This is a genomic window from Pedobacter arcticus A12 (assembly GCF_000302595.1).
Lineage (GTDB): Bacteria > Bacteroidota > Bacteroidia > Sphingobacteriales > Sphingobacteriaceae > Pseudopedobacter > Pseudopedobacter arcticus.
The window spans coordinates 161,660-185,624 of sequence record NZ_JH947128.1; the positions used below are offsets into that span (position 1 = coordinate 161,660).

A 23,965-nucleotide genomic window follows, 5' to 3' on the forward strand; every position below is an offset into this window, starting at 1 on the left:
TTATTTACTATTTCTCTCTTCTCTTCTTTTAATGCGCTCTTCTTTCCGTTTCCCACGATCAGATTTACTCTGCTTAAACTTATCAGCCCGCTCCTTAAGCTTGTTCTCTTTATCTTTAGTGATGCCCACACTGGTTTTCAAACCCTCAAAAACTGTTTTCCACATCAAATTAAAAAAGGAGGCCTCGCGGGGTCTTTCATAAACAGGGTACGCAATCTTTAACGGGTCTTTCCCTTTCGGGTTAGCGCTATCCAAAAGTAACGCATTTGCTAAGAAAGAAATTATCCCCGATTTTTTCAAATTATCGTCACCATCTTTTTTCATGATGGCAATGTTCAAATCTGTGTATCTTAAAACCAAGCGTCCTTGAGCGCCATCAACATTACCTTTAATGTTGAATTCCATGCCTTGCACCTCTCCACTTTTAGTAGAAAGCATTGCCATAGGCTTAGTCAACGGATTTAAAGCTGTAAAACTCATTGGCCCTAAAGTACCATCGTAAGAAAATGCTCCTTTCTTATCTACTAAATTAAAAGCAATATGGATGTCTATTTTGCCTTTTCCCATAATATAGGTTTGCAAGTAGGCATCAGCCGTATGTTTTTTTATTAACGAAGCAGAATCATTGGTTACATTAAAAATTCGCCCGCTTAAATCTTTAAAATGAACCGTTCCGTTAGCCTGTGTTTTCGGGTTGTATTCTGTATACGCAATGTTGGTGCTTTTAATTACAACAGTGTCTGCAATTACGTCCCACTTTAATCGCCGTAAAGCTAAATGAGGGAAATTAATACCTTTGTCAATTGTTTTTTGTGGTTTTCCACGATTTAAAAAAACGGCAACACTTCCGTTGTCTAACGTTACATTACTGCTCTTAACTCTTCTCCTATCAATCAATTCGTGAAATTGAATATCTTTAACAATTATGGAGTCAAAGGAGATCTTATACCGTTCATTCTGTCTTTTAAACTGATTGGCAAAAGCCATTTCACTTAACCGAGGTTTTAATTCCATACCGCCAATGGTCAACTTTTTTTTCTGCGATGACACATAGGCATGATGGATATTGATATGGTACAGAGAATCTGCTGTTGCGTAGCTATAATTGTTGATTTCGGCGATGATATCTCTAGTGTTAAAAACGCGGTTGGTATCTAAGGCTGACAGTGAGTCGACCAGGATATCGTTTAAACGAATATTCATCTGATCAAAAGCTGTTATTTTAGGTTTCTTGTACGACTGATCTATATATTTAAACTTAACATCTGTTAAAAAGATACTGGCAATTTTTAGTTCTTTCAAAGTCTTTTTCATTCGCTCGAAAGGTGTTCTGTTATCCTCTTTTTTCTGAATCTGGTTATTAAGTTTAGTGTAATAAACCGACAATTCGGGGTTTTGGATGGTGATGTTTTTTATATCGAGTTTTTTCTGTTGGTAAACTTTTAAGGGCTTAATATTCTTTAGCGACAGCTTAAAAACTTTTAAGGAGAAAATATTTTCTGGAGCTACTTGGTGAGCTTTCATTTTCTCATAAATATCGAGATTTGGTATAATCTCAATGCTATCAACTGTTGCGCTACCCAAAAGGATATTTACTTCAATATCAGAAAATTTTACGGTGTACAAGCTGTCACTTGCATCTATTAAAGCACCTTGAATGGCGGTAGTTAATAAAGGTTTCCACTTTGCACTGATATACCAAGCGGCACCACCTACCAGTAAAATGATTACACCAATAATGGAGATGACCCATTTTAAAACTGTATGCTTTTTTTTAGGAGTAGCTATTTGATTCATAAAATTAAATTAGATAACAGATAAATCAATTATTATGCTACAAATTAGGATAAACAATCAAATAACCATTAAAGTAAATATTGATAGGCGGCACACGTTCTTTTTCTGGATAATAAGCACTCAACTCTTCCAGTCTTAATTTAAAAGTATAATTATGAAAGCGGTGTGTAATAATTAACCGATCATTTGGAACAGTATGCTTAGAAGGCACATTAGCCGATATTTTAAGTGATTTGTTGTGATATAGTGACTTTAAAATTTCACTAACATTAAAAACAACCTTTGTGTTTTTAGCATCACTTAACACCAAATTATCGGCAGCGTCAATAACAAGCGAAAAACTGCTGCCATCTACAGCAAAGTCGATTTTCTTATTACTACCAGCTGCAAAGATAGAGCCTACTTCTATTACCTGGGAAGCGCCTTTCACAGAAAACCTGCCTTCTTCTGCATTGATATAATTCTTCTGCTGCTCGTCTAAAACCTGGGCTCTCGAAACAGCACTAATATTTAAGCTTTTTAAAACAGTGTCGGCAATTTCTCTTTGTACACTCCACTGCGCTACTTCTTTTCCTACTATTTTTTTCCGTTTTTGCGATTCAATCGACTGTAAATCTATTTTAACGAAATTTTGTAGGCTTTGGCTTCCATAATTATTATTTAAATGGCGAACCAAATTACGGATTTCTTCATCTCGTTTGTATGATGATTTTTGTTTTAGGTAAGTTGCCAAACGTGTGCTTTGCGACCGCAACGAAACAGACCTCATATTCCAAGGCCCTATCACAATAAGAAGAGAAAAAACAAATAAGCTGATGGGGATAATGCGTATATGCTCACGACCTTTGATTAAAAAATAAATGGTGATAAAGGCTAGCCATAACGAAAGCGCAATGAGCAGATAACGACTTTCGGTAATGCCATAATCGGATATTCGCTTGCAAATAGCAACTGCTAAAAGTAACAGCAAAGGTACCATCAATATATAGAAGCTTTTGCTATAGAGCTGAATCCATTTGTTGCCTTCGTTATTTCTAACTGGATGTACCAACAGTATGGATAGGATACCGAAAACAGCATATCCTAAAATCAAAATGGCGACTGAGCTGGTTGGCAAACTCCATTGTAAAATTATTTTCACCTCATAGGCTAGTAAAATCATCAAATAGATGCTAGCTAGGGGAATTAACACGTATTGGGTAAAAACTTTTAGGGTCTTTGGGTAATTATTTTCTTCATTAAGTGCATTTAATGGCGCAGGAATGCCAGCTAAAAAGAAAACAGTATTAAAAAGACCGACAATAATTATCCATAAACGGATGTAAATATCCCCATCCCAACGGATATTGAACAAGGTTTTGATACTTAACAAAGCAATGCTTAAGCCTATAAAAAGTACTGTACTGTACAATATGGAGGTTGCAAACCTAAGGAAGAATACTTTGTTGATTTGCCAAAAACCCACCTCTTTATCATTACCAGCGAACGCAGAAAAAGAAACTAATAAATGACAAGCAAAGCCCAAAGCCAGCAGTATAAAAACATCGGCCTGCCGGATTGCGGGTTGTAATGTAACGTAGATTAAAACAAGGATGAGCAGGATTGCGAGGTTTGCAATCGTCTTTTTTGTAAAACTAGCAGGATTTGTTTCGGCGTAAAGCGAAAAGGCAATAGATAGGGCTAAACCAAAATTACCCAAGTAAATGAGCTTTCCTAATATCTGTTCATTTTCAAAACCACTTTTATAAGAAAGCAATAAAGCTGCAACTGTAGCAAAAAACGCATACAAAATTGGGATACCAAATCTTTTACAAACCGCCAAAAAAGACTGCCAAAGCTGAGTTACCGAAGGAAATTCCATGGGTGTTTAATTTCCTTAAATATAATAATTTTAGCTTAGCAATAAATATATCTTCCCGCTAAGTATCAATCAGTATAATACTCCATATTTGCTAGAATTAGTACTCATTTAAGCTACATAGCAAATAATTAGAATTTTACTTGGAGAGTATTTAGCCAAAAGCCTCTGTTTATTTTACTTTTAAGAAATCACTAATATATTCGGCATCAGAAAGCTGCTTTTTCCGAGTCCAACTCGTTAAGTCTGTTGCTTTCGTGATATCATCTGCTATAAGCTAAAACGCACCGTATCATTTGAGGTTAAAAGGGTATCTGAAAATACCTAAACATTACTGAAGCTCAGTATAATAATGATTCACTATGGGCTAGTTTCGGACAGAGATAAGTAGTTCTTCCCCCCTATGGTTCATTTAGAAATGATCCGAAAAACTGATTACAACACAATAACCCAGTTTATTTTACAGGCCCTCCTAAGGAAAATATACTTTCCATCAAAACCCATTTCTCACCCACTTTTGCGCCAGGTATCTGTTGCTGATATTTCCACATAATTTCCTCCCATTCTTGCACTTTATCATTTCCAGCATCCATAATTGCCTTCTTTTCAAAAGAAAATGAATCTTCAGTTTCCATAATCATAAACAGTCTATTATTAAATCTATAAATCGACATAGCTATGATACCTGAATTCGTGATGCTTTCAACTATCTCTGGCCAAACGTTCTCATGCCATTCTACATATTCTTTTATAAGTGTAGAATCTTCTTTTAAATCAAGTGCTAAGCAGTATTTTTTCATAATATGGGGTAAGTTTTGATTAACGCCGAGTCCTTCATCACACAAAAAACACTTTCATACTTTTTGGCCCGTGGGCACCCAATACCAAACTCTGTTCAATATCAGCAGTTTTCGATGGCCCGGCAATAAACGCAGCGTAGGCATAGTCTTTAGTAGCTATTAATGCATAAGCCTGGTTCATGGTAGCAACAACGTTTTCTTTCTTTACAATAAGTATTAAATGCTGTGGAATAAAAGGCATTATTGGATCTGCAAATAACTCACTACTGATCCAACAAGCACCATTTTCGGCAACTGCAAAATGAGCAGGCAAAATCATCAATTCCACATCGGCAAGTTCATGATTATCTGTACCGGTGTAAGGTTTGGCTATTGCCGAAAACTCGGGCAAATCAGACACTACTCTTTTACCTTCTAATAGAAAATCATACTTAATCTGGGCAATAATTTCCGAGTAATCATTCACCTCGTAAGCCTTCCCTCCGATAGCTTCCAACACCTTTGAAAAACTTGCTATATCCGAAGGGTTTTCTGTCTCAAAAAACAGATCCAATGCTGGCAAATCAATCAGTTCTGGCTGATTTTGTTTAACAGCTGCTAATATCTCGTCTCTGCTAGTCATTGTTCTTTCTGTTTTTCTGATACCATTCTCCAAAAGAACTTTTGGGCACTTCTGGCATTTCCCTGTGTAAGTACCAAGCGTTAAACTTGTTGTTTACCACAAAAGGCGCATATTTAAGAGTTGTTCTTGCCGCTTTTCCAGCCAAACGGTATAGCGTTGGTGAGGCTAGTGCTTTTGCCATCACCTCCATCGCAACCTTTTTTGCTGGGTCTACGTAACCTTCTTTCACAATTACCTGTCGCCATTTATATAACTGGTCATGAATATCTATTTTTACCGGACATACGTTTGAGCATGAGCCACAAAGTGTAGACGCAAATGGTAAATCTGCATGTTCTTTCATATCCAAGTTTGGCGCAAGAATTGAACCTATTGGACCTGCGATTACGTTATGATAGCTGTGTCCGCCACTTCGGCGGTAAACCGGACAAGTGTTCATACAAGCGCCACAGCGGATACATTTTAATGAATTTCTAAAATCCGCTCTACCCAACTGTCTGGTTCTGCCATTATCTACCAAAATAATATGCATTTCTTTTCCAGCTCCTGGTTTTTTAAAATGACTGGAATAAGTAGTTATGGGTTGCCCGGTAGCGCTTCTGGTCAGTATCCTTAAAAAAACGCCTAAGTGCTTCCTTTGCGGGATCAACTTTTCTATACCCATGCTGGCAATATGGACATCGGCTAAATGTACGCCCATATCTGCATTTCCCTCATTGGTTGCTACCACTATTTCTCCGGTTTCTGCAATTGCAAAATTTACCCCGGTAAGTGCGGCTTTAAAATTAAGAAAGGTATTTCTTAAACTTTCCCTAGCGGCAGCGGTTAAAAACTGCGGATCGGCATTTCCTGCTGGCGTACCCAGATGCTCGTGAAAAAGTTCGCCTATCTCTTCCTTTTTCATATGGATACAAGGCAATACAATATGACTTGGCGTGTCTTTAGCCAATTGCAAAATACGCTCGCCCAAATCAGAATCAATAACTTCTACCTCATTTTCTTCTAAAAAATGGTTCAAATGGCACTCTTCAGTCAGCATAGACTTACTTTTTACCATCTGATTTATCTTGTTCTTTTTTAAGATTTCGAGCACAATTTGATTATGCGCTGCCCCGTCTTTTGCCCAATGTACGGTAACACCGTTAGCCGTTGCATTTTTCTCAAATTCTTGAAGGTAATAGTGTAGGTTAGAAAGCGTATGCGCTTTAATCTGTGATGCGGTATTGCGAAGCTCTTCCCATTCTGGGATCTGATGAATGGTTTTATCTCGCTTCCCCCTTACAAACCAAAGCGTTTCATCATGCCAATCTACTCGGTCAACGTCTTTATTAAATATTCTTGAACGTTCTGCATGGTCTGCAACTTTCATTTTGTACCTCCGTTTAAAATTTCTGCAAGGTGTATAATTTTAACATTGCTTTTTTGTCTTTTCAGAATCCCTTCCATATGCATCAAGCATGACATATCTACACCTGTAATATATTCCGCTTCATGCTGGATATGATCTGCTACCCTATCCTGCCCCATTTTTACGGATACTGCTTCTTCGGCAACGCAAAATGTGCCCCCAAACCCACAGCATTCATCAACCCTGCCTAAATGGATAATTTCAATATCCTTTACCATATTTAGTAGTTGGGCAGGTTTAGAAAAATCGGGTGCATTTAATTCACTCATTTGCGCCAATTTTAAACCCCGCAATCCGTGGCAACTTTGGTGCATGCCCACTTTATGCGGAAAGCTTGCATTGAGTTCTTTCACTTTTAAAATATCGGTTAAAAAACTGATGAGCTCATAAGTGGTTTCTCTAATTTTTTTCGCTTCCTCCGGATCATCTTCATCGTGGAGATGCTCTCGGATATGCAACACACAGCTTCCAGAAGGCGCAACAATATAATCGTAACCTTTAAAGTTGTTTACAAAGTTTCTATCACAGCCACCCGTTAAATGCTCAAAACCAGAGTTCGCCATGGGTTGGCCACAACAGGTTTGGTTTTTAGGGTAGCTTACCTCGCACCCGTATTTCTCTAATAACTCCAAAGTAGCTATTGCCACATTAGGATAAAATTGATCTACATAACAAGGGATAAATAATGCGACTTTCATTTTCTTATAGGGTTTACGCGTTGGCCAAAGCTCGGTCCAAATGTACATAACCACCGTCAACATGTAAAATTTGACCTGTGGTGTGGCTTGATTTATTACTTAGCAAAAATGCAACCGTATTTCCTATCTCTTCAATCGTAGTCATTCGGTTTTCTAACGGAATGTTTGCCGTGATTTTTGCTAAAATCTCTTCCGGATTATCTAGTGTTTTAATCCAGTTTTCGTACTGTGGTGTCCAGCATTCGGCAACAACCAAAGCATTTACTCTGATACCGTACTTCAGCAATTCAACCGCCCATTCTCTGGTTAAGGCATTTCTACCACCGTTTGATGCGGCATAAGCGGAGGTGTTTCCTTGCCCGGTTTCTCCGGTTTTGGAAGAAATATTAACAATATTTCCTTTTGATTTAATCAGTTCGGGCAAAGCATGATGCGCCATTAAATAATAATGAATTAGGTTACGATGTAGGCTTAATACAAAATCCTCATAGTTTCCGTTCTGTAAACCAACGCCATCATTTAAACCTGCATTGTTTACCAAACCGTCAATTTTCCCGAACTGCGCTATCGCTTTTTTTACTGCGTTTTCGCATGCTTCGGGGCTGGTTAATTCGGCTTCGATACCAAAAGCTTTACCCCCTGTTTCGGTAATTAAATCAATTGCCTTTTGGTTATCAGCTTGTTTTCTCCCAATAATTACTGCAATTGCACCTTCTTTAGCTACGGTTTCTGCTATCCCGAAACCGATACCTTTGGCACCGCCAGTGATTAAAATAACCTTATCCTTTAAGTTTAAATCCATTATTTTACAATTTATAGCATTTGATAGCGTTCGAGCTCCAGAATTTCTCTTGCTCATTTAAAGATAAATTACTCACCTGTTGCGCTACAACACGCATCACTTTTTGATAATTGCCGGCAAGGTTACATACCGGCCAATCTGAACCAAACATTACCCTATCCATACCGAATGCAGAAAAAACCACATCCATATAAGGTATAAAGTCTGGGTAACTCCAATTATTCCAATCGGCTTCTGTAATCATTCCCGACACTTTGCAGTGCACATTTTCATGCTTTGCCAAAGCGGTTATAGCTGTTTTCCATTGATTAATTTCACCTGATTTTATCGCTGGTTTTGCCAAATGATCCAATACGAAAACCTGATTTGGAAACTGGTTTACCAACTGCTCTGCGTATTTCAATTGATCGGGAAACACTAAAAGTTCATAAACAAAGTCGTAGGCATTCATCGCTACAATACCTCTGATAAACTCTTTGCTCAAAATCAGATCTCTTTGCGCTTTATCCTGAAGGATATACCTAAAGCCCTTAATGGTTTTAAAATCGTTATAGTAGGCTAACCTGTCAGAAATATCCGCACTTAAAAAATCTACCCAACCAATTATCCCTTTGATAAAATCGTTTTCTTTGGCTAATGCTAACAAGAATTCATTCTCGCCCTCATCCTCGTCTGTTTGCACTGCAATACAACCGTTTACATCTGCATTTTTTAGCACTGGCTGTAAATCAAGTGGCATAAAATCCTTTTGGATTACCGCCATTTCCTGATTTATCCAAGCATGCTTAACGGGATTGTATTTCCAAAAATGCTGATGCGTATCAAGCTTTAGCATAAGGTACAACCGTTTGTTTCGCTTCTCCCAAACCGTCTATTCCTAATTCAATTACATCACCCGCTTTTAAATAAAGTGGTGGATTAAAGCCTAAACCAACCCCATGTGGAGTTCCGGTAGAGATTACATCGCCAGGTAAAAGCGTCATAAATTCGCTGAGGTAAGACACAACATGAGCGATATCAAAGATAAAATCATCGGTATTACCGTCTTGCATCATTTTATCATTCAGTTTTAACCAAAGACGTAGATTATTTGGATCGGCAATCTCATCTTTTGTAACCAACCACGGGCCAAGTGGCGCAAAAGTATCGCAACCTTTCCCTTTAGCCCATTGTCCGCCACGTTCCAATTGGAAAGCCCGCTCGCTTACGTCGTTATGTAAAACATACCCTGCAACATAATCCAAAGCTTCTTCTTTAGAAACATAGCTCGCTTTTTTACCAATTACAAAAGCCAATTCTACTTCCCAATCTGTTTTTACAGAATCTTTTGGGAGCATGATGTTATCATTTGGCCCTACAACAGATGTGGTAGATTTAAAAAAGATAATAGGTTCTTTAGGGATTGGCGCATTGGTTTCTTGTGCGTGTTTTGCATAATTTAAACCGATACAAACTATTTTTGAAGGACGACCGATTGGTGACCCTAATCTTTCTGTATCTGAAACTGCCGGGAGACTTGCTTTATTTTTTTCAACAAAAGATGCTAATCTATTGATGCCATCTGTTTCGAAAAATTTTTCATCATAATCTTCCCCAAAAGCAGAGGTATCGTACTTTTTACCGTCGATTACTACTCCTGTTTTCTCTTGTCCTAATGCTCCGTATCTTATTAGTTTCATATTGCTTTTTATTTAATGATTGAATTTTGAATGAGAGAATTTTTGAATATTCTAAACCATTTCATTCATAGTTTGTTCTTTCTACTTGTTACTTAATACTTAAAACCTACTACCTAGGACTTAATTATTCAATTTAATAAATCCACCATCAATCGGGTAATCATTACCAGTAATAAAGCCGGCTTCATCAGAACAAAGATAAAGCGCTAATGCGGCAATTTCTTCTGGCTTTGCCATACGCCCAATGGGCTGACTTTTAGATAGTTTTTCAAACATTTCCTCCTGATTATCAGGATAGCTTTTCGCGATAAAACCATCAACAAACGGCGTATGTACCCTTGCTGGGGAAATACTATTGCTCCGGATACCATCTGTAATAAAATCGCGGGCTACGGACATGCTCATCGCATAAATTGCGCCTTTACTCATTGAATAAGCAAAACGATCTGCAATACCCACTACGGAAGCAATAGAGGCCATATTTAAGACTGCACCACCTCCCGATTTTTTCATCAAAGGAATAGCTGCGTATAAACAATTGTAGGCCCCTTTAACATTCACTTGGTAAACTTTTTCAAAATCTGCTTCCGCAGTTTTCTCTAAATTTCCAATGTGTGCAATGCCCGCATTATTCACCAAAATATCTACTTTACCTATTTTGCTAAATGTTGCCAAAACTTGATCTTGCTTGCTTACATCGCATGAAAATGCTTGAGCTTCGCCAAATTGATTAATCTCTGCTACGGCTTGTTTTGCAGATTGCTCATTTAATTCTAAAATATAGACTTTTGCTCCTTGTTTTGCAAACAATACCGCTATTGCCTTGCCAATTCCGCTACCGCCACCTGTAATTACTGCTGATTTTCCTTTTAAACTAAACACAATATTTCTTTTATTTTGGATTTAAAATTCAATTATTTTAAGAAATCCCGTCACCTCGAGGAAACGAGAGGTCTCACAAGCAAGATATGCTCACATAATGGCTACCTGTTTGTGAGATGTCTCCTATCGTCGACATGACGAAATCGCTTCAGTTTATGTATTTTCATCTTTTTAAATATTCAATTATAAACTGACACCTCTTTTCCAAGGGATAAAATCATCCTGGTTTAGCGCAACTGCTTTTGGGATAACTTCGCCACTTGCAACCTTGATACAGAACTCTAAAATCTCCTCTCCCATTTGGGCGATTGATTTTTCACCTCTAATAATGGCTCCTGTATCAATATCGATAATATCGGACATACGATTTGCTAATTCGGTATTCGTGGCCACTTTAATAACGGGACAAACGGGGTTTCCGGTTGGCGTACCTAAACCAGTTGTAAATAAAATCAAGTTAGCGCCACTAGCTGCTTTACCTGTGGTTGCTTCTACATCGTTTCCTGGAGTACAAACCAAACTTAAACCGGGTTTCACGGCTTGTTCCGTATAATCCAGCACATCAACTACCGGAGAAGTACCTCCCTTTTTTGCAGCACCGGTACTTTTAATGGCATCTGTAATTAAACCGTCTTTAATATTACCTGGCGAAGGATTCATGAAAAAGCCAGAACCTACAGCATGTGCCTGTGCATCATAGGTTCGCATTAAATGGATAAACTTCTCTGCTGTTTCTTTACTTTCACAACGGTCTATCATATTCTGCTCTGCGCCACATAATTCTGGAAACTCTGCCAATAAAACCTTTCCGCCTAAAGTGACCAGCAAATCTGCAGTATAACCTACTGCAGGATTGGCTGATATCCCACTAAAGCCATCACTGCCACCACATTTTACACCTACGGTTAGGTGCTTTAAGGAAGCTGGCTTTCGTTCAATTTTATTAATTTGTACTAAACCCTGTATGGTTTGCTGTATAGCGCCCTTAATTAAAGCCTCTTCGCTCTGCGTTTTTTGCTGTTCAAAAATCAGCATCGGTTTGTCAAAGTTTGGATGATATTTTTTGATATCTGCCAAAAAGTTGCTTACCTGCAAATGCTGACATCCCAAACTTAAAAGTGTAACACCGGCAACATTTGGATGGTTTGCATAAGAAGCCAGCAATTTACCCAACATCTCAGAATCTTGCCTTGTTCCACCGCAACCTCCCTGATGGTTTAAAAACTTGATACCATCAACATTTTTGAAATATCGGTTTTGACGTGGTTCTTCTGATGGCGAAAAATCAACGTCATTAATTGCCTTTCCATCTTTTAGGTTCTGCAGCAGCTGTTCCGAAAAAAGCTTGTATTTATCGGTTACGGCATAGCCCAATGTTTGGTATAAAGCTTCTTTGATCACATCCATGTTTCTGTTTTCACAGAACACGGTTGGTATAAAAAGCCAGTAATTGGCTGTTCCTACATTTCCGTCGTTTCTGTGATAACCATTAAATGTGCGATTAGTAAATTTAGAAACGTCTGGCTTATGCCATTGATAATCTACTTCGCGGTAATCGTAGGGTTCTGCAGCATGTCTTGTATTTTCGGTAGTCATCCGTTCACCGCTTTTAACAGCGTACTGCACTTTCCCCACCAAAACACCATACATTATAATCTCATCACCCGCTTCCATATCGTTGATAAAAACTTTATGTTTTGCCGGAATTTTATCTTTAATAATTACTGATGAACCTTGGAAAACGATATCCATTCCAGGCATTAAATCCTGCAAGGCAACCAATACATTATCTTTTTTATCGAGTTGTAAAATTAGATGTGCTGACATTTTATTATTGATTTAAATCAAATATTTTATTCATTAAAACCCATTTTTCACCGGGTTTTGCATAGCTCAAAGGTTCTTGAAACTCTAACATCAAGGCGTTCCATTCTTGTACTTTTTTATTGGATGATTCTAATGAGGCTTTCTTCTCGAAACTGAAAGATGTATCAACCTCTATAATCATAAACAAGCGGGTGTTTATCCTATAAATCTGCATTTCTCTTATCCCACAAGAGATCATATTATGGATTACATGAGGCCAAACCTTTGCATGCCAATCATCATAGGCTTTTATGCTCTCCGCATTATTTTTTAAATCGAGTGTTAAACAATGCCTGATCATAAACTAGCTTTTAAAGGTTTTACCTTATGACCGAAAAGACCGAAACAAAGGATAACAACGAAACATACCAAAGGCACAATATAACCGTACTGGATATTGTGGTAAATATCACTAATATGACCAAAAACAGGAGGTAATAAAGCGCCTCCAACAATTGACATAATGATTAAACTACTGCCAAACTTTGTATCGGCACCTAAATCTTTGATACCCAAAGAAAATATGGTTGGAAACATTACCGACATAAAGAAAGCCGTTGTTATAACCACAAATATTGCAAGCATGCCTCCAGCAAACATGGCAACAACACTCAGCAACACGCAGATCAATGCATATATGCTCAATAACTTTACTGGGCTTATATATCGCATAAAAAATGTACCTACGAACCGCCCAATCATAAATGCCATACCCACGCCAAAGCCTGCGTAACTGGCAGCTTCAAGTTCGGTAATTCCGGCAGCTTCTGTAGCATAAAGAATAAAAAAACTAAACACACATACCTGCGCACCCACGTAAAAAAACTGAGAAGCAATTGCCCACCTTAGATGACTGTGCCTTAATGCACTAGAAATACTTACGCCAGTTGATGATTCTTCCTTTATTTGAGGGAGTTTGATGAACCAAAATATGATGGCAACTACTAAAATAACGGAACCTAAAATTAAGTAAGGAAGCTTAACTGATGAAGCCTCGGTAGCTAAAGCTATTGCCCTAGCTTGTGGCTCCATACTTTGCAAAATTGCCTCGGGTACACCTTCTGTGAGAATAATTTTAGCGCCAATAATAGGAGCAATTGTAGCGGCCAAACCATTGAACGACTGCGCTAAATTTAATCGCTGTACGGCAGTTTCTGGATCACCCAATAGAGATGCGAAAGGGTTCGCCGCTGTTTCTAGAATTGTTAATCCACAAGCAATCACGAACAGGGCTACCAAAAAGAAACCATACGATTGTGTATTTGCAGACGGAATAAAAAGATAGGAACCTATTGCAAAAAACAACAGCCCGACGATGATACCCGCCTTGTAACCGTATTTTCTCATAATCAATCCGGCCGGAAGTGCCATCACAAAATAGGCTATAAACACAGCAGAGTCTACCAACGATGCTTGTAATGTGGTTAAGCTAAATGCTTTTTTTAAATGAGGAATTAGAATTGGATCAAGATTGTGCACAAATCCCCATAAAAAGAATAGCGACGTGATCATTACAAAGGCGAACTTTGTAGAACTTTTAGAATTGGTCATTTATAATCTGGCTTAAGATATTAACAAAGTAAATAATTACGTTTATATAAAGCAAAAACTTTATATTGTGGAACGTTTTAAGTACATCTGATTAAAATTAAGGTATGATACAAGTTATAAACCGCTCGATAGACATTTTAGAATACGTTGCACAAGAGGTAAATAAACCTAAACTAATGGGGAATATTGCCCAGGATTTAAACTTGAACACTAGCACCTGCGCTAATATTATAAAAACCTTGGTAAGCCGTGGTTTGTTAAAAAGGGCCGAGGATGAAAAGGGATATCTAATAGGTTCACGGTTGCTCGAAATCAGCAACGGGAGTTTAGGTTTCAGCGATTTGATAGAACGGACAAACCATCTGTTCGTTGACAAACCCAAAGCATTTGATGAAAATTGCCTGATAGCCATTTTAAAAGATGATAAACGCCAGGTCATTTTTAACAAACCGAGCTCACAGCTCATACAAGCTACTACCCCGACAGAAAAAACAGCTTATGATTCATCTACAGGAAGACTGCTGATTGCTTTTTTAGAAGAGAAAGACTTACTGCTTTATATCAAAAAATACGGCTTACCCAATAAAAACACCTGGCCTAAAGCAACATCAAGAATTGGTTTGTTTGAGGAAATCAAAAGAATAAAAAACCAGGGATATGCCCTGATTGAAGATAGTGTGCAGGTGGTAGGCGTTGCAACGCCAATTTATAAGGGCAAAAAAGTGATTGCCAGTTTTAGTATTTATTTACCGTCGTTTAGGTTTAATAACTCGGTTAGAGAAGACATTGTAAAACTGGCATTGGAGACATCGGAAAAGCTAGCTGAATAGATTCCGCTGTTAAAGAATTTTGGATGATTAAAACCGTTGACGATTTGAGTTTTTGATGGAAGTAAAGGATATATAAAACAACCTGTATTATTTTAATTTAAAATTAAGTCGAGATTTTGAATAAATAATCTATACTAACAGTCCCTAACGCAATGTAAGGGGAATAAAATTGAAAATTTAATACAAGTTTTTAACCAAAAGGAGTGGTAGTTCAGCTCGTTAGAATGCCTGCCTGTCACGCAGGAGGTCGCGGGTTCGAATCCCTTCCATTCCGCCAAATACATTTCAAAAATGTGCAAAAGCCTTCAAGTCGCATGATTTGAAGGCTTTTTTGTTTAATAACCTTAACAAAATATATCAATATCCGTTTTTCCCTTCTTTATCAATTATTGATTACCGTTCAATTTTTAGATTTAGGATAATTAACAGGAAAAATAGTATAAGTTTTGCCTTTTCCAGTTTTAAAATTAATTAAATATCCTTTTCCAATAGCTAAATCTTGCTGGCATTTTTACCATTCCAAAAGATGGGATAAATGGAACTACTTACAACGGATTTAAATTTCCGTTATTCAAATCAATTACCCGTAACACAACTTTACGAATATTACTGTTCTCAAACGGCAATCGCCTCCCAATTTAGCGTAATTCTTAGGTTAGTTTGCCTTTTCCCAAGCAACATCTACTATAACATTTCCTCTAGCTTGAATTAAAGTTAATTAAGCTTTCCTCTACTTTCTTAGGTAAGTGTAGAACCAATAATCGCATTGCTAAAAAACACTATTTATATTTTATTAGAAATATTACCCTTCAAAAATTAGGCAGAATAAAAAACTTGCTAGACAAGCAATATGTATATGTTCCGTTTTTACATATTTGGTTATATTTACGTTGAACCTTTTATAATAAAGCAAGATGAAACCTGTTTTAATGCGCCATACCGAAATAGTTGAGCAATCTTTTAAAGTTTGGGAAAACAGCAATCCGTATATACACAATCCTTGGCATTACCATCCAGAGTGTGAGATAACTTATATTGAAAATGCCCAAGGAACCTTGATTATTGGAGATAAGGCAATTGATTATACGAGTGACTCATTAATTTTTATCGGTTCAAATTTACCTCATGAATTTAGAGGCATAAACAAGGAAACACCAGATCTTAAATCAAAATCATACTCCGTACATTTTCAGAAAAATTTTCCGGGTAAGGATTTCTACAAAATGCCTGAACTTGCAGTAATTAATCAATTATTCGATATTTCTGCCAGAGGGATTAAGATACATGACCAAAAAAGCAAAGACTTAGCAAAGAAATATCTTCTTAAACTTTTCAAATCTGAGGGCGTAGAAAGAGTTGGCCATTTATTAAAACTATTAAATATCATCTCACTCTCTCCAAAATTAGAAATCCTCTCGAGTCAAATATTTGGACAATCACCAGAATTACCACAAAATCAAAGGATTAACCAGGTTTGCAAATATGTTATGGACAATTTCAGAAATGAAATTACCATAGAACAATTGGTAACACATTTTCACATGACCCCAACTTCCTTTTCCAGATTTTTTAAAAAAAGGACTAATAAATCTTTCACACAATATGTAAACGAGATTAGAATTGGTTATGCCTGCAAACTGATGTTCCAAGAAAACTTTAGCATCTCGCAAATCGCATTTGAATGCGGGTTCGGGAATTTATCTAACTTTAATCAACAGTTTAAAAAAATTAAGCTAATAACTCCTTCTCAATTTATAGCTCAACTTTCTAAAAAGGATGTATTATAGTGGGAGTTTGATTATAAAAAAAACATGCGCAATGCAAATCTCTTTAAAGTTTAAAAAAAACGGAAAGAGCGACTTAATTTTTAACGATAACTACCTAATATAAGCCGATCCGATAAACTCAGCGAAAAATCAAAATACTTTTCGTTGAGTTTATTGAGTTACTTCGCCACCTACTTTTATATAACTTAGTGTGGCAAGTTGATTATCTGTGACGGCCCCACCCCAAAGATACAGTCGGAATATTATTGCTTTATCAGCCGATATCTTCTGAAGGTCTTTTAAACCAGAAAGATATAAAACAGACTTCGGGTCTGCCTGGCTTTCTATTGGGAAATCGTAATTTGTGATATCCACAAAATTATTACCTCCATCTACACTGTAACTCCATTTGCATTTTTTAGACCTATCATTAGTAACCTCTTTTATTTCATAATCCAAACTAGTGACTGAAAGTTTTGTGTTTTTTTGTGAGTGAAGCTGGAACTGAATATACTGATTGTTCTCCCTAGCTTTAGTACGACTTTTTGTTGGCTTATTGGCTTTAAAACTAAGTCCTTTAGTTCCGTTTACAAACGTAAGCCCATCTCCAAAAACTAATTCAGAAACTTCCAGGTTTTTATTGACGATTATTGGTCTAGTACGCTCATTTTTATCAAAACTCCAATAAGCAATTTCTTTCGTTTTTGTTATTGCGAGTAAATCTTTAGGCGAGTCTTCCACTTTCTTATTCCTGAAGTTTTCTATCCGATGAAAAGTAATCATATTAGCATCATGGTACCTTGCCCCATACCACGATGTACGACTTACAGCAACAATATCATCACCTTCAATCAGCCAATCTGCGTATTGAAAACCGAAGACATCCCATGTTTTAATTTGATAGCCTTCATTCCAACGCAATATTTTGTATTGCATTTCCCAATTTTTTAAATCTTTTGATGAGTAAAGGCATAAAACATTTCTTTGGTGCCAATTGCCATTGTAGGTTTCCAAGCCATTTTGAAAAGTAGAAATTTTGTTCACAATAGTCCAATATTTACCCGATACCTTATCATAACGGATGGTAAACTTTGACTCTGCACCAGGGAAATGGACGTACTCGGCCGGCTTATTATTAAAAGTCACTACCTTTCCATCATTGCTAATGCTGATTATTGCTGCTACTTCATTTCTGGGGATACCGGTAGCCGAACCTTCTAAACTATAGTTGCCTTTTTCCCCTTGCCAGCTATCCATACGCATAAAATCTACCAAGTCTCCATTTGGGGTAACCACTATATTACCCTCAAACCAATTTGGTCTTTTGGCATTTATCCATGTTTCATCAAAACGAATACTATTAGACCTAGTCCAGCTAGATGCTTTTAATAAATCTGCACCTACTGGCGCAGAAATAACAAGCGCATGAAAATCTCTATGCTTACTATCGTCAACTATTTCCTCAAACGCTCGCCATATTCTGCCTTTATGAACCACCACTGGAACAGGTGCTGTATGGTATTTCCCTTTAAAAATAACTCCCGAATTTTCATCTTTTGAAGCAGTCCAGGTATAGCCACCATCATTAGATTTATGTATGATAATGTCACCAAATGAATTGGATATACCCATTAAATACAAACTACCTTCATTTACAAATAAACCTGCCCAATGCCCTACCAAAACTTTAGTGATAAATTTCCAGGTTTTTCCTTTGTCCTCAGACCTATATATTCCCGAACCTTTTGGCATATCATGCGATACAACGTAGGTACCGTCTGGAAGAATAGCAATACTTGGCGATGCTGCTCTAACTTTTAAAGGATCGGGGCTTTGATAGATTACTGTACCGGGGAAAACCGGTTGCGCCTTAACATCAAAGTTTACTAAAAAAAATACAAATAGTAGCGAAATACCTTTAATAAGTCTTCTCATTGTTCTGAATTAAAGTTTGATTACCTGTTTATTAAAATATCATAAATAGCTATTAAAACAAGTATTTGCTTACCAAATAAATTTAGTGATCAATGCTTTTTTATTGTTCGTTAGTTTAGCTACATAGATGCCTTTGCTATTCCCTAAAAAAGAAATTTTAAAACTATTGTTAGCACTGCCGTTTAAATCAACATGCTGTTTATAAACAATACGACCGTTAACATCACTTATCTGAAGCAGTCCCTTTCCACTTACCTCACCCTGCACACTTAGTTCAATAGAATTGTCATTTTGATAAGCTCTCATCTCAGCATTAGCGTTTATGCTATTGTTTATTGAGATAATTTTAGAGTCTTCGTACTTTCCGTCTCGATCTACCTGGCGCAACTGATAGTAATTTACCCCAGCTAATGGCTCATAATCAAACAAACTGTAATTATTAACGGTTGTTGCGTTACCTGCCCCGCTAACTGTACCCACTAAAATATTCGGTTTTACATTTGATGATCTGTAAACTTCGAAGTGAGAATTATTTTTCTCGGAAACGGTTTTCCAAGATAATTTGATTCCATTAAGTTCTTTTTTAGCAGTGAACGATGTTAATGTTACGGGTAAAGTCCCCATATCCTCTACCGTTCCGTAAGTACTTAAACTACTTTCACCAGCAACTAAATTTCTACCTAAACCAAACACAGAGGTAATATCGGTTGCTCCCCATAAATAAATCCTAAATTCTACATTATTAACATCAGTTAGATTTTGTAAATCTACTATAGTACTTACATCCATATCTGCTAATACAGTACCATCATCTGTTGCACTTATTACTCCATTAGCCCCTGGAACTAATGTAACTGCCCCGCCGTCTTTCACGTAAGCAAGCTGGTAATTATTGGCACCAGTTGCTTTTCTACGGTACTTAAAATTAAGTGCACTAACGTTTATTTTAACATCTATTTTGGGCTGCAAATTAAAACTGTAATATTCGTTATTATTAGATGCATCAATATAAGAAGCACTTAGGTTTTTAGAGGTAGCAACAAATCCTCGGGATAAACTACTTAACTCCAACCCCGGCCCGCGTGTTAATGTAGAGGCATTGAGTGCCGGACTTAAAGCAGTAACACCAAAACTAGCTGTGCTACTTGGCGCACTATACAAACTCCACTCTAAAAGTAAAGGCTTATTGGTGACATTTGCCATTAGAGATAAAACCTCCCGCTCTGAAGTATTACTTTTTCCAAATCCAAACCCACTATTGCCTCCGCTAACACTGGCGCCCCAAGCGTATATTCTAAAATAAACCGTTTTCCCAGGCGCAATTGACTGCAGCGCTAAGATATTGGAAACATCTTCTGATCTATCTTCTCCCTGCGTATCTGTTAGCCCAATACTATTGTCTGTACTACCAATTTCTTTAAAAGCACTCTCCGCTAGGTCATCTATACTATATTTCCATCTATAGTTTGTCACAGATTGAGCAGTTGCTGTCCTTAACCTAGCATTTATTGTAGTAAAAGACATATACTTCCCCGCTTCTGCGGTGACTGCAAGCTGATAATAAGACCCAGCAGTATAAGCTTGTGCTTTAGTTTCACCGTTTGTAAAATTAGCAACGTAAGAATAAGTTGAATTGCTGGCGTAGATAATACCTGGCCCACGACTTAAAGTTACTGCATTAATATCTGCTGTTTTAAAATTAGCTGAGATAGGATTATCTTGCCCTGCTAGCAATACCGTTGTAGCTTGATAAAAAGAAGCGATTTTGGTCTGTGAAAAACCATTTACACTAAACATCAGCAGTAGTGATGCGAAAAAAACAAAGTAACTTTTTTTCATAATATTTATTTTAAATTTTAATAATTAATTGATTTTATATACTACTTGCAGGCTAATTTTCCGATAATAATTAAGACTTCAGGTTGTGCTAAATAGCAACCAACGTAAGGTTTTTGGTTTTTTTTTAAATCTATTCGTTTTTAAACACCCTATAACAAACTACGTAGCCAACTAATTTACTGGACTTACCAAGCCTTTAACGGCTAGTACATTGCTTCCTTTCATATTTGATTTTCCAAAACCAAAAGATCTTTGGTCGCCTGTATTAGCAGTAGCTCCCCAAGTGTAAATTCGAATAGTAATTATTTTTGATGATGACACATCTTGCAATTCTTTATACTGAGCCAGACTAACTGAGGGTTGTTTCGCACCGTTATTGTTGAGATCTTCTACAGTAATATCTGCTTTGCCAATTTCTGTAAAATCTTGACCGTCCAAACTGTACATCCAACGGTAAACGTATGGCGATTGCAACTGTCTTCTCAGCACCGCATCAATAGATGTTAACGAAACCTTAAATCCTTTTTTAGCCTGCACAGTAAATTGATAGTATGCATTTGATTTCTTGGATTCTTCTTTTGTTGTATTTACTGGAAAAGTAGCACTAAATCCCCTCGTATTTCCTTGCTTTTTCGGATCCGCTGCTGCTCCTCTTGTTAATACAGATTGCTCTAAGTTAGGATCAATCGTAGTTGCTTTTGCTGTAACATCTTGCCCTTTTGATGGCTCAGGCAAAGAAAATTGCCACGCAGCCACTTGGCTATAACCCGCCGAACTTATCAGCGTAAATAAGCCTATCATAAATGCTTTACCAAAATTTATCTTTTTCATAATTTTCAAATTTATTTTTGTATTTCTAATCTTGTTAATGGCTTTTACATATATCAAATCAGTCTTTGAAGGTTAAAAATTAAAGACTTGCGTTGTTTTTTTTAAAGAAAAACAGTTTTATAACTCCCATACGTCGCTATTTATTGACTCTAGTTTTAAAAACAGCTTTTGCATTTCCATCAATAATATCCTGCTCGGTTACACTACAATAGTTTATCTCTTTTGCCCCTTTTCTATCTCTATCAAATGTGATGTGTATTTTACCATTACTATCTTCATCAGCGTCTGGATATGATACGTTTTCTCTGTTGTCTAACAGTAATTTATAAGGCCAGGTTTCTCCTCCATCTTTCGAGATAAAAGCGGTCATATTAGTCCGTTTTTCATTATCGTTTAAGATTAGCAATAAATTACCCGAGCGTAATTTCCCTACATAAAAACGACTGGCTGTGGTTGGCCCTGTAGTTGTAAAAGGTTGCAAAACAGTCCAAGACTTACCATAGTCTTTACTTTTAGAAAAATAGACGCCTTTTTTTGTACGTACCAAACAAAGGAAATCTCCTGCATTATTAATTTGGACAAGTTGATGTTCGTCAAAAGTTCTTAATTTATTTGGCAAGGTGTTTATGGAAGAATGCTCATTTAGGTAGCCCAGTTTTTTACCTTTTTTATAAGAATAATTATATATAAATGTACCATCTGGGATATAATTAGGTTCTTTGGTGAAATTTTTACCTAACTGCCATATTGAAACAGGAAAAAGCACTTCATCTATTTGTGGAACGTATACCGGTTTATTCATCATAACACCGTAAGAAAGTAGTTTTGGTTTTTCCCAAGCAATTTTTTTACCGTCCCAAGCAACTGGTATTGCATTAACGCCATCTCTCAAATCAAAGTGCATGTTATTCATTGATACTGCATAAAACAGCCACACTTTGCCAAACTTATCTCGCCACAATACTGGATCAAAAAATCTGCTGGTAGTATCTTTTGGATAAACAACCAACTCATCATTTTTCCAGCTGTGTCCGCCATCTGTACTCACGGATAACGTAACATAATTGCCCGGCCCCTCGCCCGGACCGCCCGTATACCATGCTAAATAAATTACTTTTCCATCTTCAGAAGTTGCGATAGAAGAAACCAACTCGTGTTGGCGGTTTAACACCCTGATATCGGTATATGGTTTTTCTAATATAATGGCTGCGTTTGCTCTATTTTTATCAAGCTGTACGCCGTTTACCTGCGCAGTTGAATTGTAATTAAATACCAATAAAAGAGGGAGAAATAAAAAATTTGGTTTTACAAATACGGTAAAATTTAGTTTCATGAGCGCTTTATAAAAGTTAGGTTTTGGTTAGTTTAAAAAACTTATATTTTTTAAACAATTGCTTAGTCAATATTAACAATTCGTTTGATGCGTAGCTTTTAGAAAACTATCAGATACTAATGAAAATATATCCTTATTAGTGTTACATTTTAAATACTTGTTACTTTAAGGGTTTTAGGGTCTGCTTTTTTGTAAGTAGATAAATGATAAGCCAAGCAAATAGATAAGTAAAGCCGCAGATGGTAAATAATAGGTTATAGCCTCCTGCTAAGTTTCCCTGCATCTTATAGCTATCTAATAAGTAACCAATCAATATTGGAAAAAGGATTCCACCTAAGGCACCTGCCATACCCCCTATACCCACAACAGAGCTTACCGTTTCTTTTGGAAACATATCTGAAGCAAGTGTAAATATATTTGTAGCCCAGGCTTGGTGTACTGCAACGGCCAAACTTATCAATCCTACGGCAACCCAAATATCTGTTGCAAATTGAGCCAGTATAATAGAGATTTCTAACACTGCAAATATGAGTAAAGCAATACGTCTGGCTTTTAAAGTAGGCAAACCTCTTTTTATTAACCATGATGAAAAATAACCGCCCCCTATACTACCTACCGTGGTTGCCGCATAAATAAGCATTAATTGCGGGCTTGGTTTAGTGAGGTCGAGATTAAATGTTGATGAGAAATAGGAAGGCAACCAGAATAAGAAAAACCAGTAGATAGGATCTATTAACAGCTTACCAGTAATAAATGCCCAGGTTTGAGGCATTGAGAATAGGCTTGACCATTTTATCTTTTCTCCAGCTATTTCTTGGCTAGTAGCATTTTCATTTTGATCATTCTGTATTAAATTTAATTCCTCGGCAGTTATTCTTTTTTGTTTCGATGGAATTTCATAAAGTACCAACCAAAAAATCAACCACACAAAACCTAAAGCTCCAGTAATCCAAAATACTTCTTGCCAGCCATGATGGGCTAATATCCAGGGCACAACAAAAAGAGCAACTACAACACCAACACTTGTTCCAGCATTAAAAATCCCGGTTGCAATGGCTCTTTCTTTTTTTGGAAACCATTCTGCCACTGCTTTCATTGCAGCAGGGAAATTACCCGCTTCGCCAACTCCCAAACCTACTCTCGCCAAGCCAAAGCCAAAAGCACTCCTGGCAACAGCATGCAACATGCCAGCAACACTCCAAAATACTACAGAAATAGAGTATCCTATTTTTGTACCCACTTTATCTATTATTCTACCAAAAACCAAAAGTCCAATGGCATAAGCTGCGGTAAAGGCCATCACAATGTGTGCAAAATCTGTTTCTGACCAATCGAACTCTTTTTCGAGCGTAGGTTTTAGTAGCCCAATAATCTGGCGATCCATATAATTGATAGTTGTAGCAATAAATAATAGCGCAACTACAATCCATCGATAATTTCTTATTTTCATATTGAACATCTGGTATCT

At 37.0% G+C, this 23,965-nt stretch carries 20 protein-coding genes and 1 tRNA gene; 3 read left to right on the plus strand and 18 right to left on the minus strand.

The genetic code is table 11. From position 1 onward, the window contains the following. From B176_RS0116720 to fucP, 13 genes are all read right to left on the minus strand, one after another. Positions 1-1,797 carry a hypothetical protein gene (locus B176_RS0116720; RefSeq protein ID WP_017259984.1) on the minus strand — a complete coding sequence of 599 codons (1,797 nt, stop codon included), beginning with the start codon at positions 1,795-1,797 and terminating at the stop codon, positions 1-3. A gap of 37 nt (positions 1,798-1,834) precedes the next feature. Further along, a complete protein-coding gene (locus tag B176_RS19820; RefSeq protein WP_017259985.1) occupies positions 1,835-3,658 on the minus strand; it encodes a DUF4153 domain-containing protein in 1,824 nt (607 codons plus the stop codon). A 452-nt stretch (positions 3,659-4,110) separates the two neighbouring features. Further along, positions 4,111-4,455 (minus strand): L-rhamnose mutarotase, encoded by a 345-nt coding sequence (locus B176_RS0116730; RefSeq protein WP_026063408.1) that lies wholly within the window; start codon positions 4,453-4,455, stop codon positions 4,111-4,113. 37 nt (positions 4,456-4,492) lie between these two features. Further along, on the minus strand, positions 4,493-5,077 hold the full coding sequence (locus B176_RS0116735; RefSeq protein ID WP_017259987.1) for a LutC/YkgG family protein: 585 nt from the start codon (positions 5,075-5,077) through the stop codon (positions 4,493-4,495). Continuing rightward, positions 5,070-6,446 carry a lactate utilization protein B gene (locus B176_RS0116740; protein ID WP_017259988.1) on the minus strand — a complete coding sequence of 459 codons (1,377 nt, stop codon included), beginning with the start codon at positions 6,444-6,446 and terminating at the stop codon, positions 5,070-5,072. The genes B176_RS0116735 and B176_RS0116740 overlap by 8 nt, the downstream gene beginning before the upstream one ends. Further along, the gene (locus B176_RS0116745; RefSeq protein ID WP_026063409.1) at positions 6,443-7,183 is read right to left on the minus strand and encodes a (Fe-S)-binding protein; all 741 of its coding nucleotides are present in this window, start codon (positions 7,181-7,183) and stop codon (positions 6,443-6,445) included. Before B176_RS0116745 ends, B176_RS0116740 begins: the two co-directional genes overlap by 4 nt. Before the next feature lie 13 nt (positions 7,184-7,196). Beyond that, positions 7,197-7,985 carry an SDR family oxidoreductase gene (locus B176_RS0116750; protein ID WP_017259990.1) on the minus strand — a complete coding sequence of 263 codons (789 nt, stop codon included), beginning with the start codon at positions 7,983-7,985 and terminating at the stop codon, positions 7,197-7,199. A 4-nt stretch (positions 7,986-7,989) separates the two neighbouring features. Further along, a complete protein-coding gene (locus B176_RS0116755; protein ID WP_017259991.1) occupies positions 7,990-8,820 on the minus strand; it encodes an amidohydrolase family protein in 831 nt (276 codons plus the stop codon). After that, positions 8,807-9,664, minus strand: coding sequence for a fumarylacetoacetate hydrolase family protein (locus tag B176_RS0116760; RefSeq protein ID WP_017259992.1), 858 nt, complete (start codon positions 9,662-9,664; stop codon positions 8,807-8,809). Before B176_RS0116760 ends, B176_RS0116755 begins: the two co-directional genes overlap by 14 nt. Before the next feature lie 120 nt (positions 9,665-9,784). After that, entirely contained in the window at positions 9,785-10,546 is a 762-nt protein-coding gene (locus B176_RS0116765) for an SDR family NAD(P)-dependent oxidoreductase (protein ID WP_017259993.1), read from the minus strand. A gap of 183 nt (positions 10,547-10,729) precedes the next feature. Next, a complete protein-coding gene (locus B176_RS0116770; RefSeq protein ID WP_017259994.1) occupies positions 10,730-12,373 on the minus strand; it encodes a UxaA family hydrolase in 1,644 nt (547 codons plus the stop codon). Between the two features lie 4 nt (positions 12,374-12,377). Then, positions 12,378-12,713, minus strand: coding sequence for an L-rhamnose mutarotase (locus tag B176_RS0116775; RefSeq protein WP_017259995.1), 336 nt, complete (start codon positions 12,711-12,713; stop codon positions 12,378-12,380). Next, on the minus strand, positions 12,710-13,963 hold the full coding sequence (gene fucP / locus B176_RS0116780) for an L-fucose:H+ symporter permease (RefSeq protein WP_017259996.1): 1,254 nt from the start codon (positions 13,961-13,963) through the stop codon (positions 12,710-12,712). Before fucP ends, B176_RS0116775 begins: the two co-directional genes overlap by 4 nt. Positions 13,964-14,067: 104 nt before the next feature. Here fucP and B176_RS0116785 point away from each other — a divergent pair, with 104 nt between their 5' ends. The 3 genes from B176_RS0116785 to B176_RS0116795 all read left to right on the plus strand — a co-directional run bounded on the left by B176_RS0116785 (position 14,068) and on the right by B176_RS0116795 (position 16,580). Beyond that, positions 14,068-14,793: an IclR family transcriptional regulator gene (locus B176_RS0116785; RefSeq protein ID WP_017259997.1), complete on the plus strand. Its 726-nt coding sequence runs from the start codon at positions 14,068-14,070 to the stop codon at positions 14,791-14,793. A 200-nt stretch (positions 14,794-14,993) separates the two neighbouring features. Beyond that, a tRNA-Asp gene (locus tag B176_RS0116790) sits at positions 14,994-15,070 on the plus strand. A gap of 637 nt (positions 15,071-15,707) precedes the next feature. Beyond that, positions 15,708-16,580: an AraC family transcriptional regulator gene (locus B176_RS0116795; protein ID WP_017259998.1), complete on the plus strand. Its 873-nt coding sequence runs from the start codon at positions 15,708-15,710 to the stop codon at positions 16,578-16,580. A 150-nt stretch (positions 16,581-16,730) separates the two neighbouring features. On the opposite strand, the gene B176_RS19830 is transcribed toward B176_RS0116795, so the two are convergent. From B176_RS19830 to B176_RS0116825, 5 genes are all read right to left on the minus strand, one after another. Next, positions 16,731-18,494 carry a sialidase family protein gene (locus B176_RS19830; RefSeq protein ID WP_017260000.1) on the minus strand — a complete coding sequence of 588 codons (1,764 nt, stop codon included), beginning with the start codon at positions 18,492-18,494 and terminating at the stop codon, positions 16,731-16,733. A 69-nt stretch (positions 18,495-18,563) separates the two neighbouring features. After that, the gene (locus B176_RS20430; RefSeq protein ID WP_017260001.1) at positions 18,564-20,333 is read right to left on the minus strand and encodes a T9SS type A sorting domain-containing protein; all 1,770 of its coding nucleotides are present in this window, start codon (positions 20,331-20,333) and stop codon (positions 18,564-18,566) included. A 171-nt stretch (positions 20,334-20,504) separates the two neighbouring features. Continuing rightward, complete coding sequence (locus tag B176_RS0116815) at positions 20,505-21,164, minus strand: hypothetical protein (RefSeq protein WP_017260002.1); 660 nt, start codon at positions 21,162-21,164, stop codon at positions 20,505-20,507. Between the two features lie 136 nt (positions 21,165-21,300). Beyond that, positions 21,301-22,497, minus strand: a complete 1,197-nt coding sequence (locus B176_RS0116820) for a sialidase family protein (protein WP_017260003.1) — start codon at positions 22,495-22,497, stop codon at positions 21,301-21,303. A 160-nt stretch (positions 22,498-22,657) separates the two neighbouring features. Next, entirely contained in the window at positions 22,658-23,947 is a 1,290-nt protein-coding gene (locus tag B176_RS0116825; protein WP_017260004.1) for an MFS transporter, read from the minus strand. Between the last annotated feature and the right edge of the window lie 18 nt (positions 23,948-23,965).

Bases quoted from the DNA above. Each gene is read 5' to 3' on its own strand.
- B176_RS0116740 (WP_017259988.1), bottom strand. From the start codon at position 6,446: ATGAAAGTTGCAGACCATGCAGAACGTTCAAGAATATTTAATAAAGAC.
- B176_RS20430 (WP_017260001.1), bottom strand. From the start codon at position 20,333: ATGAAAAAAAGTTACTTTGTTTTTTTCGCATCACTACTGCTGATGTTT.
- B176_RS0116745 (WP_026063409.1), bottom strand. From the start codon at position 7,183: ATGAAAGTCGCATTATTTATCCCTTGTTATGTAGATCAATTTTATCCT.
- B176_RS0116820 (WP_017260003.1), bottom strand. From the start codon at position 22,497: ATGAAACTAAATTTTACCGTATTTGTAAAACCAAATTTTTTATTTCTC.
- fucP (WP_017259996.1), bottom strand. From the start codon at position 13,963: ATGACCAATTCTAAAAGTTCTACAAAGTTCGCCTTTGTAATGATCACG.
- B176_RS0116825 (WP_017260004.1), bottom strand. From the start codon at position 23,947: ATGAAAATAAGAAATTATCGATGGATTGTAGTTGCGCTATTATTTATT.
- B176_RS0116770 (WP_017259994.1), bottom strand. From the start codon at position 12,373: ATGTCAGCACATCTAATTTTACAACTCGATAAAAAAGATAATGTATTG.
- B176_RS0116720 (WP_017259984.1), bottom strand. From the start codon at position 1,797: ATGAATCAAATAGCTACTCCTAAAAAAAAGCATACAGTTTTAAAATGG.
- B176_RS19830 (WP_017260000.1), bottom strand. From the start codon at position 18,494: ATGAGAAGACTTATTAAAGGTATTTCGCTACTATTTGTATTTTTTTTA.
- B176_RS0116795 (WP_017259998.1), top strand. From the start codon at position 15,708: ATGAAACCTGTTTTAATGCGCCATACCGAAATAGTTGAGCAATCTTTT.
- B176_RS0116815 (WP_017260002.1), bottom strand. From the start codon at position 21,164: ATGAAAAAGATAAATTTTGGTAAAGCATTTATGATAGGCTTATTTACG.
- B176_RS0116730 (WP_026063408.1), bottom strand. From the start codon at position 4,455: ATGAAAAAATACTGCTTAGCACTTGATTTAAAAGAAGATTCTACACTT.
- B176_RS0116735 (WP_017259987.1), bottom strand. From the start codon at position 5,077: ATGACTAGCAGAGACGAGATATTAGCAGCTGTTAAACAAAATCAGCCA.
- B176_RS0116775 (WP_017259995.1), bottom strand. From the start codon at position 12,713: ATGATCAGGCATTGTTTAACACTCGATTTAAAAAATAATGCGGAGAGC.
- B176_RS0116760 (WP_017259992.1), bottom strand. From the start codon at position 9,664: ATGAAACTAATAAGATACGGAGCATTAGGACAAGAGAAAACAGGAGTA.
- B176_RS0116755 (WP_017259991.1), bottom strand. From the start codon at position 8,820: ATGCTAAAGCTTGATACGCATCAGCATTTTTGGAAATACAATCCCGTT.
- B176_RS0116785 (WP_017259997.1), top strand. From the start codon at position 14,068: ATGATACAAGTTATAAACCGCTCGATAGACATTTTAGAATACGTTGCA.
- B176_RS0116750 (WP_017259990.1), bottom strand. From the start codon at position 7,985: ATGGATTTAAACTTAAAGGATAAGGTTATTTTAATCACTGGCGGTGCC.
- B176_RS19820 (WP_017259985.1), bottom strand. From the start codon at position 3,658: ATGGAATTTCCTTCGGTAACTCAGCTTTGGCAGTCTTTTTTGGCGGTT.